The following is a 25,390-nucleotide window of genomic DNA, read 5'->3' as shown; positions in this document are numbered from 1 at the left end:
TATGCTGTTAACCGACCCGCGTTTTACCGCGGAAATAGACATGACCGTCCCGTTTCATGATGTCGACGCCATGGGCGTCGTCTGGCACGGCCACTATTTACGTTATCTGGAAATCGCGCGCGAAGCGCTGCTAAGCCAGTTTAATTATGGTTACCGGCAAATGGAAGCCTCCGGTTATCTGTGGCCGGTGGTGGACGCGCGCGTAAAATACCGTGCGCCGCTGACCTTTGAGCAACGGATCCGGGTTCAGGCGCGGGTCGAGGAATACGAAAACCGCCTGCGCATCGGCTATCGCATTTTCGACCGGCAAAGCGGCGGCAAAACCACCTCCGGCTATACCATCCAGGTGGCGGTGGAACAGCAGAGCCGGGAACTCTGTTTTGTCAGTCCGCCGGTCCTGTTGCAGCGCATGGGGATAACAGAATGAAGAAACTGTCGATGATCCTGCTGCTGTGCGGCTTTATCGCCGTCAACGCCCGGGCCGTCACGCTCGACGCGCTGCAGCAGCGCTTTGCCGGGCAGCCGGTGGTGCGCGCGCATTTCGATCAGCAGCGCCGCATCGGCGGCATCGCCCGGCCGCTGCGCTCTTCGGGCGAGTTGCTGGTCGCCCGGCAAAACGGCCTGTGGTGGCAGCAGCAGCAGCCGTTTCTGCTGACGCTGATCCTTAACGACAGTCGGATGGTGCAAATTACCGGTAACCAGGCACCGGAGGTGATCACCGCCGCCAGCAATCCGCAAATGTTCCGGTTCAATCATCTGCTGCGCGCCTTGTTCCAGGCCGATCGCGCGGTGCTGGAGCAAAACTTTACCCTGCAATTTACCGATCAGGGCCAGGATAACTGGCAACTGGTGCTGGTGCCCAAGACCTCGCCGCTGGACAAGCTGTTTACGTCCATTACTCTGACCGGCCGGACCTATCTTGATCATATCCTGCTTGAGGATAAGCAAGGTGACAGCACCGCTATCACTTTCAGCCAGCAACGCACCCAGCCCGATGTGCTGAGTCATGACGAGCAGCAACGCTTTGTCCAGTAAATCGTTCAGTAAATTTTACCTGCGCGCGGCGGCGGCCTGGCTGATGATTTGCCTGGGCCTGCTGCTGGCTCTGGTGCTGCTGCTGCCGCGCAGCCAGGTCAACAGCAGCGTATTGGCGTTACTGCCGCGCCAGGCCATGGGCCAGTTGCCGCCGGCGGTGTATGACGGGTTTACGCTGCGCCTCGACCGGCAACTGGTGTGGATGGTCAGCCCCGCGCCAGGCCAAGGACTGGCGCCCGTGGAATGGTGGGCGCGGCAGGTGGCCGCCCTGCCCGGCATGGGTGCGGTTAAAGGCCCGATGACCGGGCAGCAGCAGCAGCAATGGGGACAGTTTTATTTCCAGCACCGCAACGCCATGATTGACGACCAGACCCGGGCGCGGCTGCAACAGGGCGGCGGCGCCCAGGCCGAATGGATTGCCGCCCAGCTCTACTCCGCTTTTGCCGGGGTGGGCGGGCAGGAGCTGAAGCACGATCCGCTGCTGCTGGTGCGCGGTTCCCAACTGGCGCTGCAGCAGTCGACCGGACGGCTGACGCTTGATAACGGCTGGCTGACGGGCCGTGACCCACAGGGCGCCAACTGGTATCTGATCCACGGCGAACTGGCCTCCTCCTCCTACGATATGCAGTCGTCCCATCGGGTGGTCCTGCGGCTGGCGCAGCTGCGCGAGCAGCTGGCAGCCCGCTGGCCGGGCGCCAGGGTGTTATCCCGCGGCACGCTGTTCTACAGTGATTTCGCCAGCCAGCAGGCCAGGCATGATATTTCCACCCTCGGACTGGCAACGGTTATCGGGGTGCTGCTGCTGGTCGGCCTGGTGTTCCGTTCGCCGCTGCCGCTGCTGTGCTGCGCCCTGTCGGTGGCCGTCGGCGCGCTGGCGGGCACCGTGGCCTGCCTGCTGGTGTTTGGCGAGCTGCACCTGATGACGCTGGTGATGAGCATCAGCATCGTCGGTATATCCGCCGACTACACGCTCTACTACCTGACCGAACGCCTGGTCCACGGCGGGCAAAACACGCCGATGGCCAGCCTGCGCAAGGTGTTGCCGGCGCTCCTGGCGGCGCTGGCGACCACGGTGGCAGCCTATCTAATCATGCTGCTGGCGCCCTTCCCCGGCCTGCGGCAGTTGGCGGTATTCGCCGCCACCGGCCTGACCGCCGCCTGCCTCACGGTAGTCTGCTGGTATCCGTTGCTGACCCGGCGTCTGCCGGTGCGTCCCACCCCGGCGCTGCCGCTTATCCGCGCCTGGCTATCGGCCTGGCGGTACCGTAAGACAATGCGCGTCGGCCTGCCGCTGGCCTTGGCCTTGTTTACCCTGGCCGGGCTGCTGCAACTGCGGGTTGACGATGATATCGCCCAACTGCAGGCGCTGCCCCGGCAGATTCATCAGCAGGAAGAGGACATCGCCCGGCTCTCCGGCCAGGGACAGGATCAAAAATGGTTTGTCGTCACCGGCGACAGCGCGGAACAGACCCTGCAACGCATGGAGCAGTTGGCGCCGCGCCTGGCGCAGGCGCAAACCCAGGGAGCGCTGGCGGGCTATCGCCTGCCGCCGCTGTTGTCGCAACAGCGGCAGCGGCAGGATTTGGCGCTGTTAACCCAGGCGGCGCCGGCGATAGTCGAACGTCTGGAGCGGATTGGGGTTGGCGCGGCGATCCCCGATCTCAGCCCGATGCCGGTATTGCCCGCGGACTGGCTGGCGAGCGTGGTCAGCGAAGGCTGGCGTCTGTTATGGCTTTCCCTTGCCGACGGGCAAAGCGCGGTGCTGATCCCGGTGAGCGGCGTGACCGACAGCGCGGCGTTGCAGCACCTGGCCCAATTACAGCCCGGCGTCAGCTGGGTCGATCGCAAGGCCGATTTCGATGAGATGTTCGCCGCCTACCGGCATAAGCTCGGCTGGCTGCTGCTGGCGTCGATTGTGGTGATTGCGCTGAGCTTTGTGGTGCGCCAAGGCTGGCGGCAGGGCCTGCTGAGCATGATCCCGACGCTGTTATCCCTGGGGGCGGGCCTGTCGGTACTGGCACTAAGCGGCCATGCGCTGAATTTATTTTCCATGCTGGCGCTGGTGCTGGTACTAGGGATAGGTATTAACTACCAGCTGTTTTTTGCCAATCCGCGCGGCACGCCCACGACGTCGATGCTGGCCGTTACCCTGGCGGTAATGACCACGTCCCTGACGCTGGGAATGCTGATTTTCAGCCACACTCAGGCTATCGCGAGCTTCGGCATCGTCTTATTCAGCGGTATCCTTACCGCCTTTATCCTGTCGCCGCTGGCGTTGCCTCGCGGTCGGGGGAATAATTGATGAAAGCGTTATACACACTTGCGCCAGCACTGCTGGCATTGCTGCTGACCGCCTGCGCCACGGGATCAAAAACGCCCTCGGCCTGGTTAAAACCGGGCGTGTCCGTGCGGCTGCCGGCCCCAGGAATAACACCTGCCATCAGCGAACAACAATTGCTCACCGCCACGGTCCAGGGGCGTCGGCAATCCCTATTGGTGTTGCTCACCGCCGACGGGCAACAATTAACCCTGGTGGGGTTATCGTCGCTCGGCATCCGCCTGTTTAAACTCACCTATGACCGGCAGGGGATCCATACCGAACAATCGGTGGTGTTGCCGCAGTTGCCTCCGGCCAGTCAGGTGCTGGCGGATATCATGCTAAGCTATTGGCCCGCCGCCGCCTGGCGCGCGCTCCTGCCGACAGGCTGGACCCTGGTGGATCATCAGGATCGGCGGGTGCTGTCGGATCCCGGCGGCAATATCGTAACCGAGATACACTATGGGTTAACCGCCGGCCGGCGTCAGCCGATCGGCGTGCGTAACCCGATTTTCCATTATCAGATCGCCATTCAACATCTGGACGACTAAACGATGATTTTTATTTCAGCGGTCGGCATGCTTAACGCTTTGGGTAACGATATGGCGGAGATCGCCGCCAATCTTACACGCGGCCGGGCGCCGGGCATGCAACCCAGCCACCAATGGCTGTTGCGGCAACGCCCCTGCTGGCTGGGCGAGGTTACCGCCCAGTTGCCGCCGGTGCCCGCCGCCCTGAAGCGGCACGATAGCCGCAATAATCGCCTGCTGCTGGGCGCGCTGGCGCAGATTCGCCCCCAGGTCGAGCAGGCAGTGGCCGCCTGCGGTGCCGACCGGGTGGCCGTGGTGCTGGGCACCAGCACGTCGGGACTGGATGAATGCGACCGGCAGGTCACCGCCGTTGCGCAGGGGAAAACAATGCCGGGATATTATTACCAGCTTCAGGAACTGGGGGATCCGGCGCGCTTTCTCGCCGCCTTCCTGCAGTTGGACGGCCCGGCCTATACCTTGTCCACCGCCTGTTCTTCCAGCGCGCGGGCAATTATCAGCGGACGCCGGCTGATTGAAACCGGCATGGCGGACGTGGCCATTGTCGGCGGCGCCGACAGCCTGAGCCGGATGCCGATCAACGGTTTCGACAGCCTGGAATCGTTGTCCGCAAAACGTTGCCGGCCGTTCAGCGCGGAACGCGACGGCATCAGCATCGGTGAAGGGGCGGCGCTGCTGCTGCTGACCCGGGAGCCGGGGGGCGTAGCCTTGCTGGGCATCGGTGAATCCTCCGACGCCTGGCATATGTCGGCGCCTCATCCCGACGGCACCGGCGCCGTCCGCGCCATTGAAATGGCGCTGGCGGACGCGCGCCTGTCCGCCGCGGAGATCGGGTATATTAATCTGCACGGCACCGCCACCGCGCTTAACGACCGAATCGAAGCGCTGGTGATTAACCGCCTGTTCGGACGTCAGGTGCCCTGCAGCTCGACCAAACACCTGACCGGCCATACGCTGGGGGCCGCCGGGGCGATAGAAGCGGGGCTGTGCTGGTTATTGCTGGCCGGCGATGTGCCGTTGCCGCCGCAGGATTTTTCCACCGGCACCCTCGATCCCGGCCTGGCGGATTTTGGCCTGCTGACGGAGCCAGGCCGCCTGGCGCGGCGCTATATTATGTCCAATTCCTTCGCTTTTGGCGGCAACAATACCAGCCTGATCCTGGGGGATTGCGCGGACAACCACGAGGGAAACCATGCTGCCTGAACAACCAGCCATGCCTGATGCCCTGCCCGCGGCGCAGTATTTGCCGCACGATACGCCGATGGTGCTGGTCGAGAGGTTATGCGGCATAAACGCCGATTCCGCGCGCTGCCAGGTAACCGTCGGCAGCCAAGGCGTACTGCGGCCCTTTCTGGATGCTGACGGCAACCTGCCCGCCTGGTACGCGCTGGAGATGATGGCGCAAACCATCGGCGTCTGGTCCGGCTGGCACGGCCGGCAGCGCGGCGAAACGCCCCGTGCCGGCCTGCTGCTGGGCGCTCGCGCCCTAAACTGCGCCCAGCCGGTATTTACCTCAGGCAGCGAGTTGGATATTAGCATCATCCTGTTATTACAGGATGAACGTATCGGCAGCTTTGAATGCCTGATACAGCGGGCCGGGGAAACCCTCGCCTCGGGACGGCTGAATACCTATCAGCCCGATGATAATGAAATCAACCAGTTATTAGCACAGGAATAAAGAGATGACACGCTCGGTATTGGTGACGGGAGCCAGCAAGGGAATAGGCCGCGCGATTGCCTGCCGGCTGGCGCAGGATGGCTTTGCGGTGATCGTTCACTATCATCATGACCGGGCTGGTGCGGAAGAGACGCTGCAACGGATTACGGCGCTGCGGGGCGCGGGCAGGATCATCGCTTTCGACGTCGCCGACCGCGACGCCTGCCGCCGGTCGATAACCGCGGATATCGACCGGCACGGCGCGTATTACGGCGTGGTCAGCAATGCCGGCATTACCCGCGACGGCGCCTTCCCGGCGCTGAGCGGGGAGGATTGGGACAGCGTGATGCATACCAACCTCCATAGCTTTTACAACGTGCTGCATCCCTGCATTATGCCGATGATCGGCCTGCGCGCCGGCGGCCGCATCATTACGCTATCCTCGGTATCCGGCCTGACCGGCAACCGGGGCCAGGTCAACTACAGCGCGGCCAAGGCCGGCATTATCGGCGCCACCAAAGCGCTGGCGGTCGAACTGGCGAAACGCCATATCACCGTCAACTGCATTGCGCCCGGGCTGATTGACACCGGCATGATTGAAATGGAAGAAAGCGCCTTAAGCCAGGCCATGAGCCTTATCCCGATGAAACGCATGGGGCAGGCGGATGAAGTGGCCGGGCTTGCCGGCTACCTGATGTCGGATATTGCCGGGTACGTCACCCGCCAGGTGATATCGGTCAACGGAGGCATGCTATGAACCGCCGCGTCGTCATTACCGGCATGGGCGGCGTCACCGCCTTTGGCGAAAGCTGGCAATCGGTGGCCGAGGGCCTCAGGCGCCAGGAAAATGCGGTGGTCTGCATGCCGCAGTGGCGTGAGTTCGACGGACTGAACACCCTGCTGGCCGCCCCGTTGCCTTCCTTTACACTGCCGGAGCACTATACCCGCAAACGCATCCGGTCCATGGGCCGGGTTTCGCTGCTGGCAACCAGGGCCACCGAGCTGGCGCTGGAACAGGCGGGGCTGCTGGGCGATGACATCCTTACCGGCGGCGCCACCGGCATAGCCTACGGCTCGTCCACCGGCAGCACCAAACCCATCAGCGATTTTGCCACCATGCTGACGGAAAAACACACGCATAATATTACCGGCACCACCTACGTGCAGATGATGCCCCACACCACGGCGGTTAACGCCGGGCTGTTTTTCGGGCTGCGCGGCCGGGTAATCCCCACCTCCAGCGCCTGCACCTCGGGCAGCCAGGCCATCGGTTATGCCTATGAAGCCATCAAGCATGGTTACCAGACGGTAATGGTGGCCGGCGGCGCCGAGGAGCTGTGCCCTTCCGAGGCGGCGGCCTTCGATACGCTGTTTGCCACCAGTCAGCTCAACGACCGCCCGAAGCTAACGCCCGCTCCGTTTGATAAGGATCGGGACGGACTGGTGATTGGTGAAGGCGCGGGCACCCTGGTGCTTGAGGAACGGGATTTTGCCCTGGCGCGGGGCGCCACTATTTACGGCGAGCTGGTGGGGTTTGCCACCAACTGCGATGCCAGCCATATCACCCAGCCCCAGCAGTCCACCATGCAAATCTGCATGGCTCAGGCGTTGCAAAACGCCGGCTTATCCATCGGGGATATCGGGTATATCAGCGCGCATGGCACCGCCACCGAGCGGGGCGATATTGCCGAGAGCCAGGCCACCGCCGCGTTATTCGGCAATAAAACCCCCATATCCTCCCTCAAGAGCTATTTCGGCCATACCCTGGGCGCCTGCGGCGCGCTGGAAGCCTGGATGAGCCTGGAAATGATGCGAGAAGGCTGGTTCGCCCCCACGCTTAACCTGCGCCAGCCGGACCCCGAGTGCGGCGACCTGGACTATATCACCGGGCAGCCCAGGCTTATCGACACCGGTTATATCCAGTCCAATAACTTTGCTTTCGGCGGTATCAACACTTCGTTGATTATCAAACGCTGGGCTGATTGACGCTATCCAAGCCCCCATTGGCGGAGCCGGTGTCCGGCACATTGGCGCCCTCGGTCGCAGCGCTGGCCAGAAGATTGCCCCACAGCGAGGCCATGTTGTTCAGGGGTTTATCAGATTCTTTACAAAGGGTATGCGACCTAGCCATACAGCCTATTTGCACTGCCAGGACAACCAGCTTGCAGGCATCATCTTTTTGCTCTTGGCAATGATCGTCAATATACTTTAGTAAGCCTAAACCAGGATGGTCATAATCGTTAGCAAGTATATCACAAGCACTTTTCCTGGCGCGGCTATCGGCTATTTTATCAGAATGAGATTGTGCCAACTGTATAATGGCAAGGGTGATAAAATAAACCAATTCTTCAATGCCATATATCTTGCCTTCATAGGATGAAAGATGAATCCGGAAGTTATTCATGATGTGTTTAGCCCGTTCTGAAGAATGCGCATCAAGTAATGGAGTCATGCTATTCATGGCAGGATAAATGTTGCTTCTGGCCCCGCCGGATATCTTTTGAAAACCATGCTGGAAATAGTTACCGACATTTACCAGCATAGCGACCATTCGCTGCGTCAGCCGACAAAACACCGATTGATGACCAGGGGTTTTAATCTCATTTTCCTTTAACATCGTCGAAATTGAGATTTGACTACTGCTTGTCGAATCGGTTTCGGATAAAAGATGATAGTTCCGGCCGCTATTATCGACATAGTAATCACCTGTATTATATTGCATATTATTCTTCACCTATAAATTCCACATATCAATTCTATGCGGTGATTAATTTAAATATACATCCCCTCTACATCTAATGATAAAATAACGAAGCTGCATATGTACTTCTGTGAAAATATAATTTTCTTTTTCAGTGAAATCGATTATACAAATTCAAACTGAAACAGCAGGCAAACATTGTCCCGCTATTTTTTTGGTTTTGCCGCAATCATCTCAACCTGGACGGAAGGGTCCATGGCCTCGACCGCTTTTTGCAGCTCCGCCAGGGCAAATTTCAGCGAGGCGATTTCCTGCTGCAACGCCTGGACTTCGAGCGCGGTACGGTTGGCTTTGGGAAACGCGTCAAGCACGTCATGTTCATGAAACATGCGCACCTGACGGTTATCCAGGTTCACCACCTGATATTTTAAGCGGCCGCTGTTGATCGCGTTATAAACGGTCTTACGGCTGACCATTGCTATCTCAATCACCTGGCTTATTCTTAACATCGCATATCTCTGAAGGCGTAGGGAAACTCCGGCTTCATTCTAACGGGTAGTGATGGATTCAGTGAACAGTTTCGCAATGTCCTCCGGTGAATTTCCGCTGATTTTGTTAACCTGCGCAACATCCCCCAGCAATGCAAAAAGGGATTGGATAATGGCCACTTTTTCACACGACTGATCGATGGCCATCAATACCACGACGGCCGGTTTAACCACCTGTTCCGGCTCATCGGAGCGGTGAAATTTCACCCCCGCCTGGTTTACCGCCACGGAAAACCCGGTGGCGACCACATGTTCAAACTCGGTATGGGGTATGGCGATACTGTGCGTCTCCATATCGATGCCGGTAGGGTAAACCACCTCCCGGTCAAGCACCCCCTGACAAAAGCTCCCTTTCACCAATCCGTCCGCATACAGGCTGCCGGCCATCCGGGTCAGCAGTTCATCGCGGCTTACCGGCCGGGTAATGATAAAAACACGCTTGGCGCTGAACATCATGATTATTCTCCCGCCTCTATGCCGGCGGCGTCCGTTTGCGCCGACAGCTGATTCTCATGGAGGATTTTTTTGCGGTTCCATACCGCCAGCAGCAATGTGCAGAGGATCAGCAAGCCGACGCCGAAGGCCTTGAAATAGAACCCCTGGATTATGACCCAGGGCAACATGGCGCCGGCATAGTCAACGCTGCTGATGCTGGTAGCGCCATGGGGTAACGAGAACCCGGTGCTGACGGCGGTACTGGTCACCAACGGCGCCAGGCTGGTGCCGATCAACAGCGCCAGGCTCAGGGTCAGCATGCCGGTGAGCAGGGTACGGAACATATCGCCCCGACATACGGCGGTAACCAGCACAAAGGCAAACGGCAGGCCGGTCAGGGAAGCAAACGGCAGGAACTGATTGCCCGGGATAATCGCCGCCAGCACCAGCATAATCGGGATCATCAGCATGGACACCGACAGGGTAACCGGATGGCCTACGCTTACCGCGGAATCCAGCCCGATGGAAATTTTCCCGAACGAACCGGCCCGGGACTGCGCAATTTCTTGAATACGCTCGCTGATGGGATACACCCCTTCCATCAGCATTTTTGCCATACGGGGAATAATGGTCATCACCGCGGCCATGGTGATGGCGGTTTGCAAGATCGCTTTAACATCGACCCCGGCGATAATGGCCAGTATGGCGCCGATAATAGCGCCCAGGCAGGCGGGATCGCCCAGTATCGATAAGCGTTTCTGTATTACCTCGGTATCGATTTTAATATCGCGCACGCCGGGAACGCGGTCGACGAACGCATTAACCAGCCAGGCGGCGGGCACAAACGACGCCGAAAAGCCGTGCGGCACCGAGATACCCGGCAAGTTAAGGTATTTTTCCACATCGGCGGTGGTGCGATCGGCTATCACGATGGTAACGATACAGTTCAGGCCGGCGGCCAGCACTCCCAGCCACAGGTTATTGGTGATAATGGCCACCAGCGAGCCGGTAAACGCATGGTGCCACAGATTCCAGATATCCACGTTCAGGATGCGGGTGGTCTTGGTGTAAAGCATCAGGATGTTGATGGCGACGCACACCGGGATAACCAGCGCGCCCACCCGGGTGCCCATGGCAACGGCGGCGGCGGCGGGCCATCCCATGTCCAATACGGTCAGGTTCAGGCCGAAGCGCTCGACAATGGCGTGGCTGACGGGCGTTAACGAATCAATCATCAGGTTGACAGTAATACTTAATCCGATAAAACCGATCCCCGCCATCAACCCGGCTTTGATCGATTTGGCGATGGATAAACGCAGCAGCAGACCCAACAGGATAAAGATCAGGGGCATCATCACCGAGGCCCCCATGCTCACGATATAATCGATAACAAACATGGTATTAACCCTCGGCGAGAATCAATTCTTTTACGCGGCTGAATACTTTGTCGGTCCCCATTCCGGTCAACAGGGGCAAAGCGTTAATTACCGGGACAGACACTTTTACCGGCGAGGTGGAAACGATAAAATCCACATCGTCCCGGGTGATGGCTTCCGCCACGGTGCCCTGGGATATGCGCACTTTATCCAGCAACTTTTCACCCTGCAGGTAGGCTTCCAGTTTTTTCAGCGCCACCGTGCTGGTGGCAACACCGGCGCCGCAGCAGATCATCATATGTTTCATCGTTAATTCCCACTTTAAGAAGTGGGATAATTAAAACATGTTAATGAATCGCTAAATGTGATCGGTGTGTAATTTTACACACCAAGACGGCACTATTTTCCATATGTGGATGAATAATCTTATTTTACCATTGATTTATATGTTTTTTTATAAAATAAAAAGTATCAATCCCAAGCCACACGCTGTGTAATGTTACTTTCAACACTTTCTGGTGATAAACCGTGCCCGCTATCGGCGCCAAAAAACCGGCGCGGCGAAGGGTTAACCGATCGCTTGCCCGCCCTGATAAGGTAAAGTAGGACCAGACATTCCAGGCAACAGCAGAAGGACAGGATTAATGACCGACAAAACATGCGTATTATTCGATTGTGACGGCACGCTGGTGGACAGCGAAATCCTCTGTTGTGAGGCCTATGTACTGCTGTTCGCTCAGTACGGCATCGCGGTGACGCTTACCGAGGCCATCAAGAATTTCAAAGGCGTAAAGCTCAACGAAATCTTCGACCGTATGAAAGAGCGGCACGGCCTGTCCCGGCGGGCGGATATCCTGGAAGCCGAATACCGCGCGCATGTGGCCCGCCTGTTTGATGAACGGCTGGTTCCCATCGATGGCGTGCATGAACTGTTGCGGCTTATCACCGTGCCGGTGGCGGTGGTGTCCAACGGTCCGGTCAGCAAAATGGAACATTCTCTCGGCCTGACGGCGCTGCTGCCGTTTTTTGCGCATCATTTGTACAGCGGTTACGATGTCCAGCGCTGGAAGCCCGACCCGGCGGTAATTTACCATGCCGCCGCTCAACTGCGGCTGCCGGTGGAGCAGTGTATTTTAGTCGAGGATTCGGTATCCGGCGCCCAGGCAGGCATCGCCGCCGGCATCCCGGTATTTTATTACTGCGCCGACCCGCATAATCCGCCGATTGTCCATCCGCTGGTCACCCGCTTTGATGATATGGGCCAATTGCCGGGATTATGGTGCAAACAGGGCTGGATGCTTACCCGCCCCGCTGTTTCCAGGGAAATCTTTTAAAATCGGGCCCATGCGTTGCGCATCAAACCCCACGTCCTTGGTGGTTGCCATAAAATGACGAGGGAACAACCGGTGCCAAAGATTCTTCCTGCGGTAGCCTTTTTCCAAAGGATCTTGTTATCGGCATCATTTTTTTTGCGTCTGATTTCTCGGCTCGATATGCAACTCCAGATCCAGTGCAGCTAAAATCTTGGAAAATGTTTCCATCTTTGCCGATTACGTCGCTATATCGAATTTCGATACGGTATCTCGCCTAATGCCGATTTTTCGCGCCATATCCATCTGCATTGCGTTTTGTTAACCACGCCCCTTAATGAAATATCATTATTCGGTGGGCGTTGTCGCCGGCGGAGTGCCATTCTTGCCCGTCAGCAGGGTTTCCAGCGCGTCGCCGCCCACATGGCGGAAATCCTGGCCTTTAACAAAATAAAATATATATTCGCAAATGTTCTGGCACCGATCGCCTATACGCTCGATGGAGCGGGCGCAAAACAGCGCCGTCAGCACGCTGGGAATGGTGCGCGGATCTTCCATCATATAGGTCATCAGCTGGCGCACGATGCCCTCATATTCCTGGTCGACTTTTTTATCCTCGCGGTAAATCCGGATGGCCTCATCCAGATCCATACGCGCAAAGGCATCCAGCACGTCATGCAGCATTTGTATCGTGTGGCGCCCCAGCGACTCCAGGCTGACCAGCATCTGTAGATGCTGCTGGGAGTATTTTTCCAGCGCGGTGCGGCAGATTTTATCCGCGCCGTCGCCGATACGCTCCAGCTCTGAAATGGTTTTGATGATCGATATTACCAGGCGCAAATCGCTGGCGGTAGGCTGGCGCTTGGCAATAATGCGCACGCAGGCCTCATCGATGGCCACCTCCATCGCATTGACCTTGGCGTCGCCGGCCACCACGCGTTTGGCCAGCTCTTCATCCTGGCTGTGCATGGCGCTGATGGCGTCGGTAAGCTGTTGCTCCACCAGGCCGCCCATGGCCATCACCTGGGTGCGGATGTGTTCCAGCTCGGCGTTAAACTGGCCGGAAATATGCTTATTGAGATTCAGGTTTTCCATGATATGTCCCGTAATTAACCATAGCGGCCAGTAATATAATCTTCGGTTTGTTTATGCTTCGGCGCGGTAAAAATGCTGTCCGTATCGCTGAACTCGATGAGCTCACCGAGGTACATAAATGCCGTGTGATCGGAACAACGCGCAGCCTGCTGCATATTATGCGTGACAATCACTACGGTATAATCCGCTTTTAACTCTGAAATCAGCTCTTCGATACGCCCGGTGGAAATAGGGTCCAGGGCGGAGCAAGGCTCATCGAGCAACAGCACGTCGGGGCGAATGGCAATGCCGCGCGCGATACATAAACGCTGCTGTTGGCCGCCGGACAGGCTGTAACCGCTCTGGTGCAGCTTATCCTTGGTTTCGTTCCACAGCGCGGCCTTGGAGAGCGACCACTGCACACGTTCTTCCATCTCGCTACGCGAAAGTTTTTCAAACAGGCGCACGCCAAAGGCGATATTGTCATAAATCGACATCGGAAAAGGGGTCGGCTTCTGGAATACCATGCCCACCCGGGCGCGCAGCAGGGAAACATCGCGCTTATCGGTCAGGATATTTTCCCCGTCCAGCAGTATTTCCCCTTCGGCGCGTTGCTCAGGATAGAGTTGATACATTTTGTTAAAGCAACGCAATAGGGTGGATTTGCCGCAGCCCGACGGACCGATGAATGCCGTCACCTGGTTACGGGCAATATCCAGGCTGATATTTTTCAACGCATGAAATTTGCCGTAATAAAAATTAAGATCGCGGACCCGTACTTTGCTGCCGGTGGCGATGTTGATCCTGCTCATGCAACACTCTCTCTTTCGATCAAAGGCGCGTCGGCGCCTGACGCTTAATAGGTTTTTTTGGCAAAAATAATCCGGGCGATGATGTTCAGCAACAGCACGCACAGGGTAATCAGCAACACGCCGGCCCAGGCCAGCTGTTGCCATTCGGCAAACGGGCTCATGGCAAATTTGAATATGGTGACCGGCAGGTTGGCGATAGGCTGCATCAAATCGGTACTCCAGAACTGGTTGGAGAGCGAGGTAAACAACAGCGGCGCCGTTTCGCCGGCGATGCGCGCCACCGCCAGCAGTACGCCGGTAATGATGCCGGACACCGAGGCCTTAAGCGTAATGGCGGAAATCATCTTCCATTTGGGCGTGCCCAGGGCATAGGCCGCCTCGCGCAGCGTATCGGGCACCAGCCGCATCATGTTTTCCGTGGTGCGGATAACAATAGGCACCTGCAGCAACGCCAGGGCTATCACCCCGGCCCAGCCGGAGAAATGCTCCATTTTCGCCACCACCAGCGTATAGACAAACAGACCGATAACGATGGACGGCGCGGACAGCAGGATATCGTTGATAAACCGGATCACCTCCGCCAGGGCGGATTTGCGGCCGTATTCCGCCAGGTAAATTCCCGCCATGATGCCAAGGGGCGTGCCGAAAATGGTGGCCCAGAGGATTAACAAGCCGCTGCCGGCCAGCGCATTGGCCAGGCCGCCGCCGGCGGTATTGGGCGGCGGCGTCATTTCGGTAAACAACGCCAACGACATGCCGTCAAAACCCCGGCTTATCGTGGTCAGCAAAATCCAGCATAACCAGAACAGGCCGAACGCCATGGTGGTCATGGATAAAAATAGCGCCAGGCGGTTTTTCTGCCGGCGCCAGGCCTGCATTTTACGCCGGGCTTCCATTTGTGGCTCGGTATGGGTCAGTTGATGCTCAACGGTCGCCATTATTTGACCCCCTCGTTTTTGGCCAGGCGCATAATCATGAATTTGGAACAGGCCAGCACGATAAAGGTAATCACAAACAGGATCAGCCCAAGCTCCATCAGCGCGGCGGTATGCAGCCCCGCCTGGGCTTCGGCGAACTCATTGGCCAGGGCCGAGGTAATGCTGTTGCCGGGCATAAACAGGGAAATGCTGTCCAGCTGATTGGTATTGCCGATGATAAAGGTGACCGCCATGGTTTCACCCAGCGCGCGTCCCAAGCCCAGCATCACGCCGCCGATAACGCCGTTTTTGGTGAAGGGCAGCACGATACGCCAGATCACTTCCCAGGTGGTGCAGCCGATGCCATAAGCGGATTCCTTCATCAGCACCGACGTTTGTTCAAATACATCGCGCATCACGGCGGCGATATAAGGAATGATCATGATAGCCAGGATAATACCCGCGGCCAGGATGCCGATACCAAACGCCGGCCCTGAAAACAGCACGCCGATAAAAGGAATGGTCGACATGACATCGCCCAGGGGCTGTTGGAAATATTGGGCAAACAACGGCGCAAACACGAATAAACCCCACATGCCGTAGACAATACTGGGGATCGCGGCCAGCAGCTCAATGGCGACGCCGAGCGGGCGCTTTAACCAGTTGGGGGCCAGTTCGGTAAGAAACAGGGCAATGCCGAAGCTGACGGGAACGGCAATCAGCAACGCGATAAATGAGGTGACCAGGGTGCCGTAGATAGGAACCAACGCGCCGAATTGTTCACCGGGCGGATCCCATTCCTTAGTCCAGAGGAAAGCGAAGCCGAACTTTTCCATGCTCGGCCACGAAGCGACAATCAGCGAAACGATAATTCCGCCCAGCATCAATAAGGTAATCAATGCGGCCAGCCTGACCAACGTACCGAATATCAGGTCGCCTTGTTTTCCAGGGGCATGCAGTGACGGCGTGTTGTCAGCCATAGAATACTCTTTTAGTTGGTTCGTAATCCCTTCCGGTTAAGGAAGGGACGAAACGCACGGACTTAGTAGAGCGCTTTTCCGTTACTGTCTTTGATATTGGCCTTCCAGGCGGCGCGGATCTGCTCAACCACATCCTTCGGCAAGGTAGCGTAGTCAAGGGCATTCGCCTGTTCGGCACCCTTGTTATAAGCCCAGTCGAAGAACTTCAGGGTTTCGCTGCCCTGCTCAGGTTTGGTCTGGGTAGTATGCAACATAATAAAGGTGGTGGAGGTGATAGGCCAGGCATTGTTGCCCTTCTGGTTGGTCAGGTCCTGGGCAAAGGATTCCTGCCAGTTTACGCCTTTCGCCGCCGCGCTGAAATTGGCCTGGGTCGGCATCACCGGCTTGCCGTCGGCGGAAATCAGCTTGGTATAAGCCAGGTTGTTCTGCTTGGCGTAGGCATATTCAACGTAACCAATCGAACCCGGTAAACGCTGTACAAAGGCGGCGATGCCGTCATTGCCCTTGCCGCCCAGTCCCACCGGCCAGTTAACCGTGGAGCCGGCGCCGATTTTTTCTTTCCAGGTCGCGTTCACCTTGGACAGATAGCTGGTGAACACGAACGACGTGCCCGAACCGTCGGCGCGACGCACTACCGCGATATTCTGATCGGGCAGCTTCAGGCCCGGATTCAGTTTAACGATCGCCGGGTCGTTCCATTTTTTAATGTTGCCCAGGTAAATTTCACCCAGCGTTTGGCCGTCCAGGGTCAGTTCACCGCTTTTAATGCCCGGAACGTTAATGGCCAGCACCACGCCGCCAATCACGGTCGGGAATTGGAATAAACCTTCTTTTTTCAGGTTGTCATCGCTTAGTGGGGCATCGGAAGCGCCGAAATCGACGGTATTGGCGATAATTTGCTTTATGCCGCCCGATGAGCCAATGCCCTGGTAGTTTACTTTTACGCCGGTTTCTTTTTGATAGGTATCGGCCCATTTAGCATAAACCGGGGCGGGGAATGTGCCGCCGGCACCGGTCAGGTTTGCGGCAGCGAACGAAGAAAGACTCGCCAGGGCGAACGTGGCTGCTACAACACTGGCAACGGTGGTATGCATCAGTTTCATAATCCCTCCTGTGGGATATTAAATTCGGCCCATGGCCGTTTTCTTCAATAATTATAATTGCTGCAGGAGGGAAAATAGGACAATTAGGTTACAGATACATGTCGGTAATATGACATTTTTATGACAACAGCACAGGCAAGGAATATAGCTGCATATAATTGTTTTTTTTCAATCGCCTGCCCCCGCCGGCAAGGCCTTATTACGCATAATACCGGCCGGCGGCCTATGATGCGCCAGCTCATCGGCCATATATATCATATAAGGCGCGATATGGGAAAAGATGGCTTTATAACCGTTACACAGATGGTTGTGCCACTGCCCGTCAACCCGGTGGATGCGGTGCTTTGGGCAGCCGCCGTGACAGGCAAAACGGTATTCGCAGGCTAAACAGGGTTTGGCCACATTCGCTTTTAGCTGGCCGAACTGCCGCTGTTGTTTACCGCCGGCCATATCAGCCAGTGTTGTCGTCATCAGGTTGCCCAGCTTATGCTCAGGATAAACAAAATGATCGCAGCTATAGATATCGCCGTTTTGCTCGGCCACCAGCGCCTGGCCGCAGGTGGGCCGCATCACGCACAGGCCCGGGGTCACACCGCTCCAGGCGGCCAGCGCATTATCGAATAACTGCACGAATACCCTGCCGACATCATGCCGGACCCAGTAATCAAACAGGGTATTGATAAACGAGCCGTAGGCCTCGCCGCTCACCGACCACGGCGTCAGCATTTTATCACCCGCGGCGCGCGGATAAATCAATTCCCCCCGCCCCGGCCCTGACGACATTTGCTCCACGGCGGGGATAAACTGTACATAATGCGCGCCCAGTTCCTGGGTAATAAAACGATAAATCTCCAAAGGCGCCCGGGCGGTTTCATCATTCACCACGGCCAGCACATTAAAATCGATATGATATTGCTTAAAGAGTTGTATTGCGTTGATTACCTTGTCAAACACCGGCCGGCCGCTGGCGGAATGGCGATAGGCATTATGCAGCCGGGCTGGACCATCCAGCGAAATACCCATCAGGAAATGGTTATGCGCGAGAAAACGGGCCCATCGATCATCAATCAATACGCCATTGGTCTGCATACTGTTGGAGATCCGTTTTCCCCTGGCGTAACGTTGCTGATAGCGCAGCGCATCGGCATAAAAATCAATACCGGCCAGGGTCGGCTCGCCGCCCTGCCAGGCAAACATCACCTCATCACCGGCGGTGGCGTCTATATATTGTTTGATATACTCCCTGAGCACATCATCCGCCATATGCTTTAACGACGCCGCCCCATTGGGAATGACGGTATTTTTCTTATCGATATAAAAACAATAGTCGCAGCGAATATTGCATTGATAGCTGGTAGGTTTCGCCATAAGGGAAAAAGGGCGTTTGATGGCCACGGCGTTGTGGTTCCTTTGTTTTAGCAGCTTATTTATGACCATGATCATAAGCCAAAATGGCTTCGTTTTACCTGATCATTATTGGTATATTCCGGCCGACAACAAGGGATTTATCTCAAATAGCCATGCGGAAATTAAGCAAGCTTATTTGATTTTCGCATAGGCAATAAAGGCAGGTCAGTTTTCTTTTGGCATTATCAAGACAAAAAAATTCGGTGAGACATTACCGGCCCTCACCGAATCAGCGTGATGCCATTCCAGGTTAACAATGCCATCCGGCACAGCCTGCGGCATGCCCCGCCGCAGGCAACAGGTTTACTCTACGGTTACCGACTTGGCCAAATTGCGCGGCTGATCGACATCCGTGCCCTTGATCAGCGCAATGTGATACGCCAACAGCTGTAACGGTACGGTATAGAATATCGGCGCCACGATCTCTTCCACGTGCGGCAGCGGGATGATTTTCATATTCTCGCTGTCGGCGAAACCGGCGTTCTCTTCGGCAAACACGTACAACAGGCCGCCGCGGGCGCGCACTTCCTCGATGTTCGACTTGAGTTTTTCCAGCAATTCGTTATTGGGCGCAATAACAATCACCGGCATGTCGGCATCGATCAGCGCCAGCGGACCGTGTTTCAGCTCGCCCGCCGCATAGGCTTCGGCGTGGATATAAGAGATCTCCTTCAGCTTCAGCGCGCCTTCCATGGCGATGGGATAAAGCTCGCCGCGGCCGAGGAATAACGCATGATGTTTGTCGGAGAACCCTTCCGCCAGCTGTTCAATCGGCTTATCCAGCGCCAGCATCTGCTCAATGCGCGCCGGCAGGGCCTGCAGCGCGTGCACAATCTGCTGCTCGACCTGGATATCCATGCCCTTCAGGCGGCCCAGGCGCGCCACCAGCATCAGCAATACCGTCAGCTGGGTGGTGAACGCCTTGGTGGAAGCGACGCCGATTTCCGTGCCGGCCCGGGTCATCAGCGCCAGGTCGGATTCGCGCACCAGCGAAGAGCCGGCGACGTTGCACACCGCCAGGGAACCGAGGTAGCCCAGGGTCTTGGTCAGACGCAGGGCCGCCAGGGTATCGGCGGTTTCGCCGGACTGCGACAAGGTGATAATCAGGCTGCCCGGACGCACGGCGGATTTGCGATAACGGAACTCGGAGGCTATCTCCACATCACAGGGCACGCCGGCCAGCGCCTCGAACCAATACTTCGATACCATCGCCGAATGATAGGAGGTGCCGCAGGCAATGATTTGCACATGCTGTACCTGCTCTAACAACCGGTCACCGGCCTCACCCAGTTCGGACAGGGTAATCTCGCCGTGTTTGAAGCGACCTTCCAACGTATTTTTAATCGCCTGCGGCTGTTCAAAAATTTCTTTTTGCATGTAGTGGCGATAGATGCCCTTGTCGCCGGCATCATATTTTACCTGGGACTCGATTTCCGGCCGTTGCACCGGATTGCCGCGCGTATCCCATACACGCACGGTGCGACGGGTAATTTCGGCAATATCGCCCTCTTCCAGGAACATGAACCGGCGGGTCACCGGCAATAACGCCAGCTGATCGGACGCCAGGAAGTTTTCCCCCACGCCCAACCCAATCACCAGCGGACTACCGGATCGCGCCGCCACCAGCACGCTTGGGTCCTTGCTGTCCAAGATAACGGTGCCGTACGCGCCGCGCAGCTGCGGAATGACGCGCAGGATAACGTCGGCCAGCGTGCCGCCGCCCTGGCTTTGCTCCCAATGCACCAAATGCGCGATAACTTCGGTATCGGTTTCGGAAGCAAAGGTATAGCCGCGTTCCATCAACAACTTACGCAGGGGTTCATGGTTTTCAATAATACCGTTGTGCACCACCACGATATGACCGGACACATGGGGATGGGCGTTGGCTTCGGAGGGTTCGCCATGGGTCGCCCAACGGGTGTGGGCAATGCCCGTGCCGCCGGTCAGCGGATGCTCCGCCGCCGCCTGCGACAGCGCGGCAACCTTGCCGACCCGGCGCAGCCGCTGCAGATGCCCTTCATTGTCCACCACCGCCAGGCCGGCGGAATCATACCCACGATACTCGAGCCGGCGTAATCCCTCTAACAGGATTTCGGCAATATCACGCTGCGCAACCGCGCCTACTATTCCACACATCAGTGTTATTCCTAAATGAACGGCGTTGATGAGCCGTTTCGATGTCTTTGACCTGACAGATTACCGGTGTTTTCCGGTTCCCCGAGCCTGTAGAACTGGGGATTATTATGTTTTGTCAGCCACTCTCGTGAAAATGGCTGACAAAACAGGACGGATACCCGTCCTGGCCGCCTTAGACTATCTCGTTAGCTTTTTTTCTTCACCGGCCGCTCCCAACCGGTGATATTCACCTGCCGCACCCGGCTGAGCGCCAGCTCTTTTTCCGCCACGTTGCGGGTCACGGTGGTGCCGGCGCCGATGGTGGCGCCGTTGCCCACGGTAACCGGCGCCACCAGTTGAGTATCCGAGCCGACAAACACATCATCGCCGATCACGGTCTGGTGTTTATTGGCGCCATCATAGTTGCAGGTGATGGTGCCGGCGCCGATATTCACCCCGGCGCCAATCTGCGCGTCGCCCAGGTAGCTCAGGTGCCCGGCTTTCGATCCCCGGCCCAGGCGCGCTTTTTTCATCTCGACAAAATTACCGACGTGGGCGCCCTCTTCCAGCTCGGAGCCGGGCCGCAGGCGGGCAAACGGACCGACGGTACAATCCGCCTGCAATTGCGCCTGGTCAATCACCGTATAGGGGCTGATGACCACGTTATCGCCGATGGCGCAGTCCTTTAACACGCAGCCGGCGCCGATAACCACATTGTTGCCCAACGATACCCGGCCCTCGATAATGACGTTGGTATCAATGGTGACGTCGCGACCATGCGTCAGTTCGCCGCGTAAATCAAAGCGGGCGGGATCGCACAGCATCACCCCGGCCAGCAGCAGGTTTTCCGCCTGTTGCCGCTGGTAGATCCGCTCCAGGCCGGCCAGCTGCAGGCGGTTGTTTACCCCCTCCACTTCACTGGGCCGGCCAGGATTTACGGTATTGATGTGTCGTCCTTCGCCCCATGCCAGGGCGATAATGTCGGTGATGTAATACTCGCCCTGCGTATTATTGGTGGTCAACCGGCTTAACCACCGCTTCAGGTCGCCACCGTTGGCCACCAGGATGCCGGTATTGATTTCCCGGATGCCCCGCTGCGTCTCGTCGGCGTCTTTTTGCTCAACGATACCGCTCACCTTGCCGTTTTCACGCACGATGCGGCCGTAACCGGTGGGATCGTCCAGGGTCACCGTCAGCAGGCCGATGCCGCCGTCGGGCTTGGCCGCCAGCAGGCGCTCAAGTGTGGCGGGCGCGATCAGCGGCACGTCGCCATACAGCATCAGGATATCTTCATCATCCTGGAAAAAGGGGGCCGCCTGCTGCATGGCATGGCCGGTGCCCCGTTGTTCCGGCTGCAACACCCAGTTCAGTTCAGGATCCGGGCCGGCCAACGTTTGCCGCAGGCGCTCGCCGCCGTGGCCGTAAACCAGATGGATGCGCGCCGCGCCCAGGGAGGCGGCGGCATCGATAACATGCCGTACCAGCGGTTTGCCGGCAAGCGGATGCAATACCTTGGGCAGATCTGAATACATGCGGGTGCCCTTGCCTGCGGCAAGGATCACTACGCTCATCAATCGATTCGACATAACCATCCTGATGAACCTAATTCAATAGACGAAAGTAAACCCGTTCATAGCGGGGATTACCACATATTTTGGGCTGAAAAACACATTATGACCGCATAAGGTCGCAAGCCGCGATCATTTTACCCGGTTTAGGGCAATGTGGGTTAAAAGTGGACGTTTCGAAGCGATTTACCCGGGCCAGCGGGGCCAAATACCGGCTTGAACAGCCGTGAGGGGTCAAACTTATTTTAAGATGGAAAATAAGAGCTGGAACGGCTGGGCCCTGTCCCAGCCGAAATGCAACCCAGCCCTGCCTGAATTTGAAGCCGTTCCAAGGCGGATTAGTTCGTTAACCGGTCCGATTTCCTACCATCCCTGCCATCTTGCGACTATCACTAGAAAAGTGAGGTTTTTTAGAACTGGCGGGGGCCGTTTAAACGGAGCTACTTGGCATGGCGTGGTGCGTCTAGGGATGCCCGAAGAGATAGCTGCCACAAAATATGGGCCAAAGCGCCCAAACCGCGCATCCTGACGGTCTGATCGGAAGAATTCGACCTGCCGCCCCCCACGAATGCGGAGGGCCGTCCAACTCATCGGTTCTTCAGCTTACTGCTAGGGCAAACTGTCGCGCTCGGCGAAAATGCTCGCCATTTCCGCCATGTTCTCGGTTCCCCAGGTGCACAGCGGGACGATCGCGGCGGCCAGGCTGCGGCCGAGCGGGGTCAGCGCGTAGTCCACGCGCGGGGGTACCTCTTTGTAGTCGGTCCTCGCCAGCACGCAATCGGCCTCAAGCTCCTTCAATTGCTGGATCAGCACCTTGGCGCTGACGCCCTGAATCGTGCGCTTGAGCTCGCCGTAGCGCTTCGGGCCGTCGAGCAGGAAGTACAGGATCAGCGGCTTCCACTTGCCCGAGATGATGCGGAGCGTGGCGGCGAGCCCATAGGAGTAGCCCACACCGCAGCTTTGAGAACACGTAGTCATTTTTTCATGGTTACCAAAAGGTGCATACTTGTCCTCAGGTTAGCATAACTGCATACTTGTCCTCAAGTAAGCAGTTCCCTGCTTCCATACAACTCCAACGAAGGATGCACGACATGACCAGACTGAATGGAAAGACCGCGGTGATCACCGGTGGCGCTACCGGCATCGGCCGCGCCGCAGCAAAGCGCTTCATCGAGGAGGGCGCCTTCGTCTTCATCTTCGGCCGCCGGCAGGAAGCGCTCGACGCCGCTGTGGCCGACCTCGGGCCCAATGCCCGCGCGGTGAGGGGCTCGGTCTCCGATCTGGCCGACCTCGACCGACTCTACGCGGCGGTGAAGGCTGAGCGCGGAACCCTCGACATCGTCTTCGCCAATGCCGGGGCGGGAAGTCAGCTTCCGCTCGGCAAGATCACCGCCGAGCACCTTGACGAAATCTTCGACACCAATGTGAAGGGTTTGATCTTCACGGTTCAGAAGGCGCTGCCGCTGATGGGCGAGGGCGGCTCGATAATCCTGACCGGATCGAGCGCCGGCACCACGGGCGCCCCGGCATTCAGCGCTTACAGCGCGAGCAAGGCCGCAGTGCGCAACCTCGCGCGGTCCTGGGCGGAGGACCTGAAGGGCACCGGCATCCGGGTAAACGTGCTGTCGCCCGGGCCTACGGCGACCGAACTCGCGAAGGAAGCGCTGGGCGAGGAGGGCATGAAGGCCTTCGCCTCGATGAATCCGCTCCAGCGCATGGCCGATCCTGCGGAACTCGGGGCGGCGGCCGCCTTTCTCGCGTCGCAGGACAGCAGCTTCATGACCGCCAGCGAGGTCGCCGTCGACGGCGGCCTGGCGCAAATCTGACGCGCTACGCCCGGCCGGTCACTCCATTCGATATCCGGAGCCCGTAGGGCGTGCGTGGTAAACCTAAGGAGAATATATGAGCTACGCAATTATCGGCTTCGGCAAGATCGGCCAGGCTCTTGCTAAGGCGTTTGCCCGAAGCGGCATCGAAGTATCCGTTGCAACCACTCGCGAGCCGGAAAGCTTTGCATCCGTTGCGGCCGCGATCGGACCCGAGATCATTCCCAAAAAACTGGCGGAAGCCGTCAAGGCGGACATCGTCTTTTTGGCTGTCCGTTACGAGTCGCACCGGGATGTCGCGAAGGCGCTGCCGACCTGGAAGGGAAAGACCATCATCGATGTGACCAATGCCTACGGCGTGTCCCCTGAGGAACTGGGAGGACAGCCTTCTTCCAAGGTCGTCGCGCAGGCCTTCACCGGTGGAAGGCTGGTTAAGGGCTTCAACCATTTGGCCGCCGCCGTCCTTGACCAAGATCCGGCCGTACATGGCGGCAGGAGAGTCGTGTTCCTGGCGAGCGACGATGACGGCGCAGCAGCGGAGATTGGTGCGCTGGCGGAAAATCTCGGTTTCTCGCCGATTAAACTTGGCGGGCTTTTGGAAGGTGGACTGCTTGTGCAGGCGCGAGGAAATAGCTGGGGTCAACTGATCTTTAAGGACTTGGTCAAGTTCGACTGATGAATCGTGATCGCACATTTCAATGCGATCCTGCCTTGTGGACAAAAGGCTGCCACAGTTTGATTGAAGCGAGGGCGACGCCGGCAGTAATGACGTTGGGCGAGGCATGCACTGCAAGACGCTCATGAATGTAACCGGCCACCTCTTTATGCTGGGCAAACTTCTTATGCGCCGATGCGTTGGAACGTCTGGTGGCAGCCGTATTTTGCGCAACCTGATAACAATACAGTCCGTTGAAATCTGGTGCCGTATTTCGTTGGATTTCTCGCACTATCGTGCTCCGATGCACGCCTAACTCTTTGGCAATTTGCGCCGGTGAAATCTTTTCTGCCAACCGCTGTTTTCCTTTGTCAGAGGCTTCGCACCCATTTGATTGCTTCAACGTGTTTTTCTCGTAGCAAATTTTAAACTTTTCCTTGCCAGCATTGGATTTGTATCCCGTGTTGCATTTCATTTGGGACGTTGGGCTGGCCGCCAAGACCCGGCCATAAGGCGGCACCAATAAAAAAGCCAGTCAATGGTGACTGGCTTTTTAAACATAATAGCTTGATTACATAGCTTTTCGGGTCAATTCAATCACCCGCAGCTTGGCGATGGCTCTGGACAGTTCGGCCGAGGCCTGAGCATAATCCACGTCACCGTGTGAATTATTGATATGCTCTTCCGCCATGCGCTTGGACTCCATTGCCCGCGCTTCATCAAGATCTTTGCCACGAATGGCGGTATCGGCCAGCACGGTAACGACGGTGGGCTGCACCTCGAGAATACCCCCGGACAGGTAGATAAACTCTTCTTCGTTATGTTCTTTGACGATACGCACCATACCGGGCTTAATGGCAGTGAGCAGCGGGGCATGACCGGGATAAATCCCCAGCTCGCCTTCGCTCCCCGTCACCTGGATTTTTTCCACCAGCCCGGAAAACATTTTCTGCTCCGCGCTGACGACATCCAGATGGTAAGTATTTGCAGCCATGTCACCCTCCTT

Annotated in this window: 27 protein-coding genes; 11 read left to right on the top strand and 16 right to left on the bottom strand. The window is 57.4% G+C overall.

Translation table 11 applies throughout. The annotated features are described in order from the left end of the window. Window positions 1–4 precede the first annotated feature (4 nt). From GRH90_RS23100 to GRH90_RS23065, 8 genes are read left to right on the top strand one after another with little or no spacing between them, the layout of a single operon-like run. Entirely contained in the window at window positions 5–427 is a 423-nt protein-coding gene (locus tag GRH90_RS23100; RefSeq protein ID WP_162368397.1) for an acyl-CoA thioesterase, read from the top strand. Next, complete coding sequence (locus GRH90_RS23095) at window positions 424–1,035, top strand: LolA family protein (RefSeq protein ID WP_178113348.1); 612 nt, start codon at window positions 424–426, stop codon at window positions 1,033–1,035. The genes GRH90_RS23100 and GRH90_RS23095 overlap by 4 nt, the downstream gene beginning before the upstream one ends. Next, window positions 1,007–3,337, top strand: a complete 2,331-nt coding sequence (locus GRH90_RS23090; protein WP_162368334.1) for an MMPL family transporter — start codon at window positions 1,007–1,009, stop codon at window positions 3,335–3,337. Before GRH90_RS23095 ends, GRH90_RS23090 begins: the two co-directional genes overlap by 29 nt. Continuing rightward, a complete protein-coding gene (locus GRH90_RS23085; protein ID WP_162368333.1) occupies window positions 3,337–3,903 on the top strand; it encodes a DUF3261 domain-containing protein in 567 nt (188 codons plus the stop codon). The genes GRH90_RS23090 and GRH90_RS23085 overlap by 1 nt, the downstream gene beginning before the upstream one ends. Before the next feature lie 3 nt (window positions 3,904–3,906). After that, window positions 3,907–5,103, top strand: coding sequence for a beta-ketoacyl-[acyl-carrier-protein] synthase family protein (locus tag GRH90_RS23080; protein WP_162368332.1), 1,197 nt, complete (start codon window positions 3,907–3,909; stop codon window positions 5,101–5,103). 10 nt (window positions 5,104–5,113) lie between these two features. After that, complete coding sequence (locus tag GRH90_RS23075; RefSeq protein WP_162368396.1) at window positions 5,114–5,578, top strand: hotdog family protein; 465 nt, start codon at window positions 5,114–5,116, stop codon at window positions 5,576–5,578. Window positions 5,579–5,582: 4 nt separating this feature from the next. After that, window positions 5,583–6,314, top strand: a complete 732-nt coding sequence (locus tag GRH90_RS23070) for a 3-ketoacyl-ACP reductase FabG2 (RefSeq protein ID WP_162368331.1) — start codon at window positions 5,583–5,585, stop codon at window positions 6,312–6,314. Continuing rightward, window positions 6,311–7,543, top strand: a complete 1,233-nt coding sequence (locus GRH90_RS23065; RefSeq protein WP_162368330.1) for a beta-ketoacyl-ACP synthase — start codon at window positions 6,311–6,313, stop codon at window positions 7,541–7,543. Before GRH90_RS23070 ends, GRH90_RS23065 begins: the two co-directional genes overlap by 4 nt. Here GRH90_RS23065 and GRH90_RS23060 read toward each other — a convergent pair. The 5 genes from GRH90_RS23060 to GRH90_RS23040 form a co-directional block, all read right to left on the bottom strand. Continuing rightward, window positions 7,524–8,291, bottom strand: a complete 768-nt coding sequence (locus tag GRH90_RS23060; RefSeq protein WP_162368329.1) for a hypothetical protein — start codon at window positions 8,289–8,291, stop codon at window positions 7,524–7,526. The genes GRH90_RS23065 and GRH90_RS23060 overlap by 20 nt on opposite strands. 173 nt (window positions 8,292–8,464) lie before the next feature. Next, a complete protein-coding gene (locus GRH90_RS23055) occupies window positions 8,465–8,767 on the bottom strand; it encodes a helix-turn-helix domain-containing protein (protein WP_162368328.1) in 303 nt (100 codons plus the stop codon). A 39-nt stretch (window positions 8,768–8,806) separates the two neighbouring features. Then, on the bottom strand, window positions 8,807–9,262 hold the full coding sequence (locus tag GRH90_RS23050; RefSeq protein ID WP_162368327.1) for a PTS sugar transporter subunit IIA: 456 nt from the start codon (window positions 9,260–9,262) through the stop codon (window positions 8,807–8,809). A gap of 2 nt (window positions 9,263–9,264) precedes the next feature. Further along, window positions 9,265–10,638 (bottom strand): PTS galactitol transporter subunit IIC, encoded by a 1,374-nt coding sequence (locus tag GRH90_RS23045; RefSeq protein ID WP_162368326.1) that lies wholly within the window; start codon window positions 10,636–10,638, stop codon window positions 9,265–9,267. Window positions 10,639–10,642: 4 nt separating this feature from the next. After that, the gene (locus GRH90_RS23040) at window positions 10,643–10,924 is read right to left on the bottom strand and encodes a PTS sugar transporter subunit IIB (protein ID WP_162368325.1); all 282 of its coding nucleotides are present in this window, start codon (window positions 10,922–10,924) and stop codon (window positions 10,643–10,645) included. A 337-nt stretch (window positions 10,925–11,261) separates the two neighbouring features. Between GRH90_RS23040 and yieH the strand changes: the two genes are divergently transcribed. Continuing rightward, window positions 11,262–11,951 (top strand): 6-phosphogluconate phosphatase, encoded by a 690-nt coding sequence (gene yieH, locus GRH90_RS23035; RefSeq protein WP_162368324.1) that lies wholly within the window; start codon window positions 11,262–11,264, stop codon window positions 11,949–11,951. Window positions 11,952–12,275: 324 nt separating this feature from the next. Here yieH and phoU read toward each other — a convergent pair whose 3' ends face one another. From phoU to GRH90_RS22990, 9 genes are all read right to left on the bottom strand, one after another. Further along, window positions 12,276–13,022, bottom strand: coding sequence for a phosphate signaling complex protein PhoU (phoU, locus tag GRH90_RS23030; protein WP_162368323.1), 747 nt, complete (start codon window positions 13,020–13,022; stop codon window positions 12,276–12,278). A 14-nt stretch (window positions 13,023–13,036) separates the two neighbouring features. Continuing rightward, window positions 13,037–13,813, bottom strand: coding sequence for a phosphate ABC transporter ATP-binding protein PstB (gene pstB / locus GRH90_RS23025; RefSeq protein ID WP_162368322.1), 777 nt, complete (start codon window positions 13,811–13,813; stop codon window positions 13,037–13,039). A gap of 44 nt (window positions 13,814–13,857) precedes the next feature. Next, entirely contained in the window at window positions 13,858–14,751 is an 894-nt protein-coding gene (gene pstA / locus GRH90_RS23020) for a phosphate ABC transporter permease PstA (protein ID WP_162368321.1), read from the bottom strand. Next, on the bottom strand, window positions 14,751–15,710 hold the full coding sequence (pstC, locus tag GRH90_RS23015; RefSeq protein ID WP_162368320.1) for a phosphate ABC transporter permease PstC: 960 nt from the start codon (window positions 15,708–15,710) through the stop codon (window positions 14,751–14,753). The genes pstA and pstC overlap by 1 nt, the downstream gene beginning before the upstream one ends. A 62-nt stretch (window positions 15,711–15,772) precedes the next feature. Next, window positions 15,773–16,813: a phosphate ABC transporter substrate-binding protein PstS gene (pstS, locus tag GRH90_RS23010; RefSeq protein ID WP_162368319.1), complete on the bottom strand. Its 1,041-nt coding sequence runs from the start codon at window positions 16,811–16,813 to the stop codon at window positions 15,773–15,775. 168 nt (window positions 16,814–16,981) lie between these two features. Further along, complete coding sequence (locus tag GRH90_RS23005) at window positions 16,982–18,202, bottom strand: anaerobic sulfatase maturase (protein WP_162368395.1); 1,221 nt, start codon at window positions 18,200–18,202, stop codon at window positions 16,982–16,984. Window positions 18,203–18,523: 321 nt separating this feature from the next. After that, window positions 18,524–20,356 (bottom strand): glutamine--fructose-6-phosphate transaminase (isomerizing), encoded by a 1,833-nt coding sequence (glmS, locus tag GRH90_RS23000; RefSeq protein ID WP_162368318.1) that lies wholly within the window; start codon window positions 20,354–20,356, stop codon window positions 18,524–18,526. A 185-nt stretch (window positions 20,357–20,541) separates the two neighbouring features. Beyond that, the gene (glmU, locus tag GRH90_RS22995; protein WP_162368317.1) at window positions 20,542–21,921 is read right to left on the bottom strand and encodes a bifunctional UDP-N-acetylglucosamine diphosphorylase/glucosamine-1-phosphate N-acetyltransferase GlmU; all 1,380 of its coding nucleotides are present in this window, start codon (window positions 21,919–21,921) and stop codon (window positions 20,542–20,544) included. A 591-nt stretch (window positions 21,922–22,512) separates the two neighbouring features. After that, a complete protein-coding gene (locus tag GRH90_RS22990; protein WP_312857213.1) occupies window positions 22,513–22,854 on the bottom strand; it encodes a winged helix-turn-helix transcriptional regulator in 342 nt (113 codons plus the stop codon). 140 nt (window positions 22,855–22,994) lie between these two features. On the opposite strand from GRH90_RS22990, the gene GRH90_RS22985 reads away from it, so the two are divergent. Then, window positions 22,995–23,729: an SDR family NAD(P)-dependent oxidoreductase gene (locus GRH90_RS22985; protein ID WP_162368315.1), complete on the top strand. Its 735-nt coding sequence runs from the start codon at window positions 22,995–22,997 to the stop codon at window positions 23,727–23,729. A 76-nt stretch (window positions 23,730–23,805) separates the two neighbouring features. Then, the gene (locus GRH90_RS22980) at window positions 23,806–24,405 is read left to right on the top strand and encodes an NADPH-dependent F420 reductase (protein ID WP_162368314.1); all 600 of its coding nucleotides are present in this window, start codon (window positions 23,806–23,808) and stop codon (window positions 24,403–24,405) included. Window positions 24,406–24,424: 19 nt separating this feature from the next. On the opposite strand, the gene GRH90_RS22975 is transcribed toward GRH90_RS22980, so the two are convergent. Beyond that, window positions 24,425–24,859: a helix-turn-helix domain-containing protein gene (locus GRH90_RS22975; RefSeq protein ID WP_162368313.1), complete on the bottom strand. Its 435-nt coding sequence runs from the start codon at window positions 24,857–24,859 to the stop codon at window positions 24,425–24,427. A 96-nt stretch (window positions 24,860–24,955) separates the two neighbouring features. Continuing rightward, on the bottom strand, window positions 24,956–25,378 hold the full coding sequence (locus GRH90_RS22970) for a F0F1 ATP synthase subunit epsilon (RefSeq protein WP_162368312.1): 423 nt from the start codon (window positions 25,376–25,378) through the stop codon (window positions 24,956–24,958). Window positions 25,379–25,390 lie beyond the last annotated feature (12 nt).

It is taken from the genome of Acerihabitans arboris (assembly GCF_010131535.1).
GTDB lineage: Bacteria > Pseudomonadota > Gammaproteobacteria > Enterobacterales > Enterobacteriaceae > Acerihabitans > Acerihabitans arboris.
This window is presented reverse-complemented; position numbering and strand designations above follow the sequence as displayed.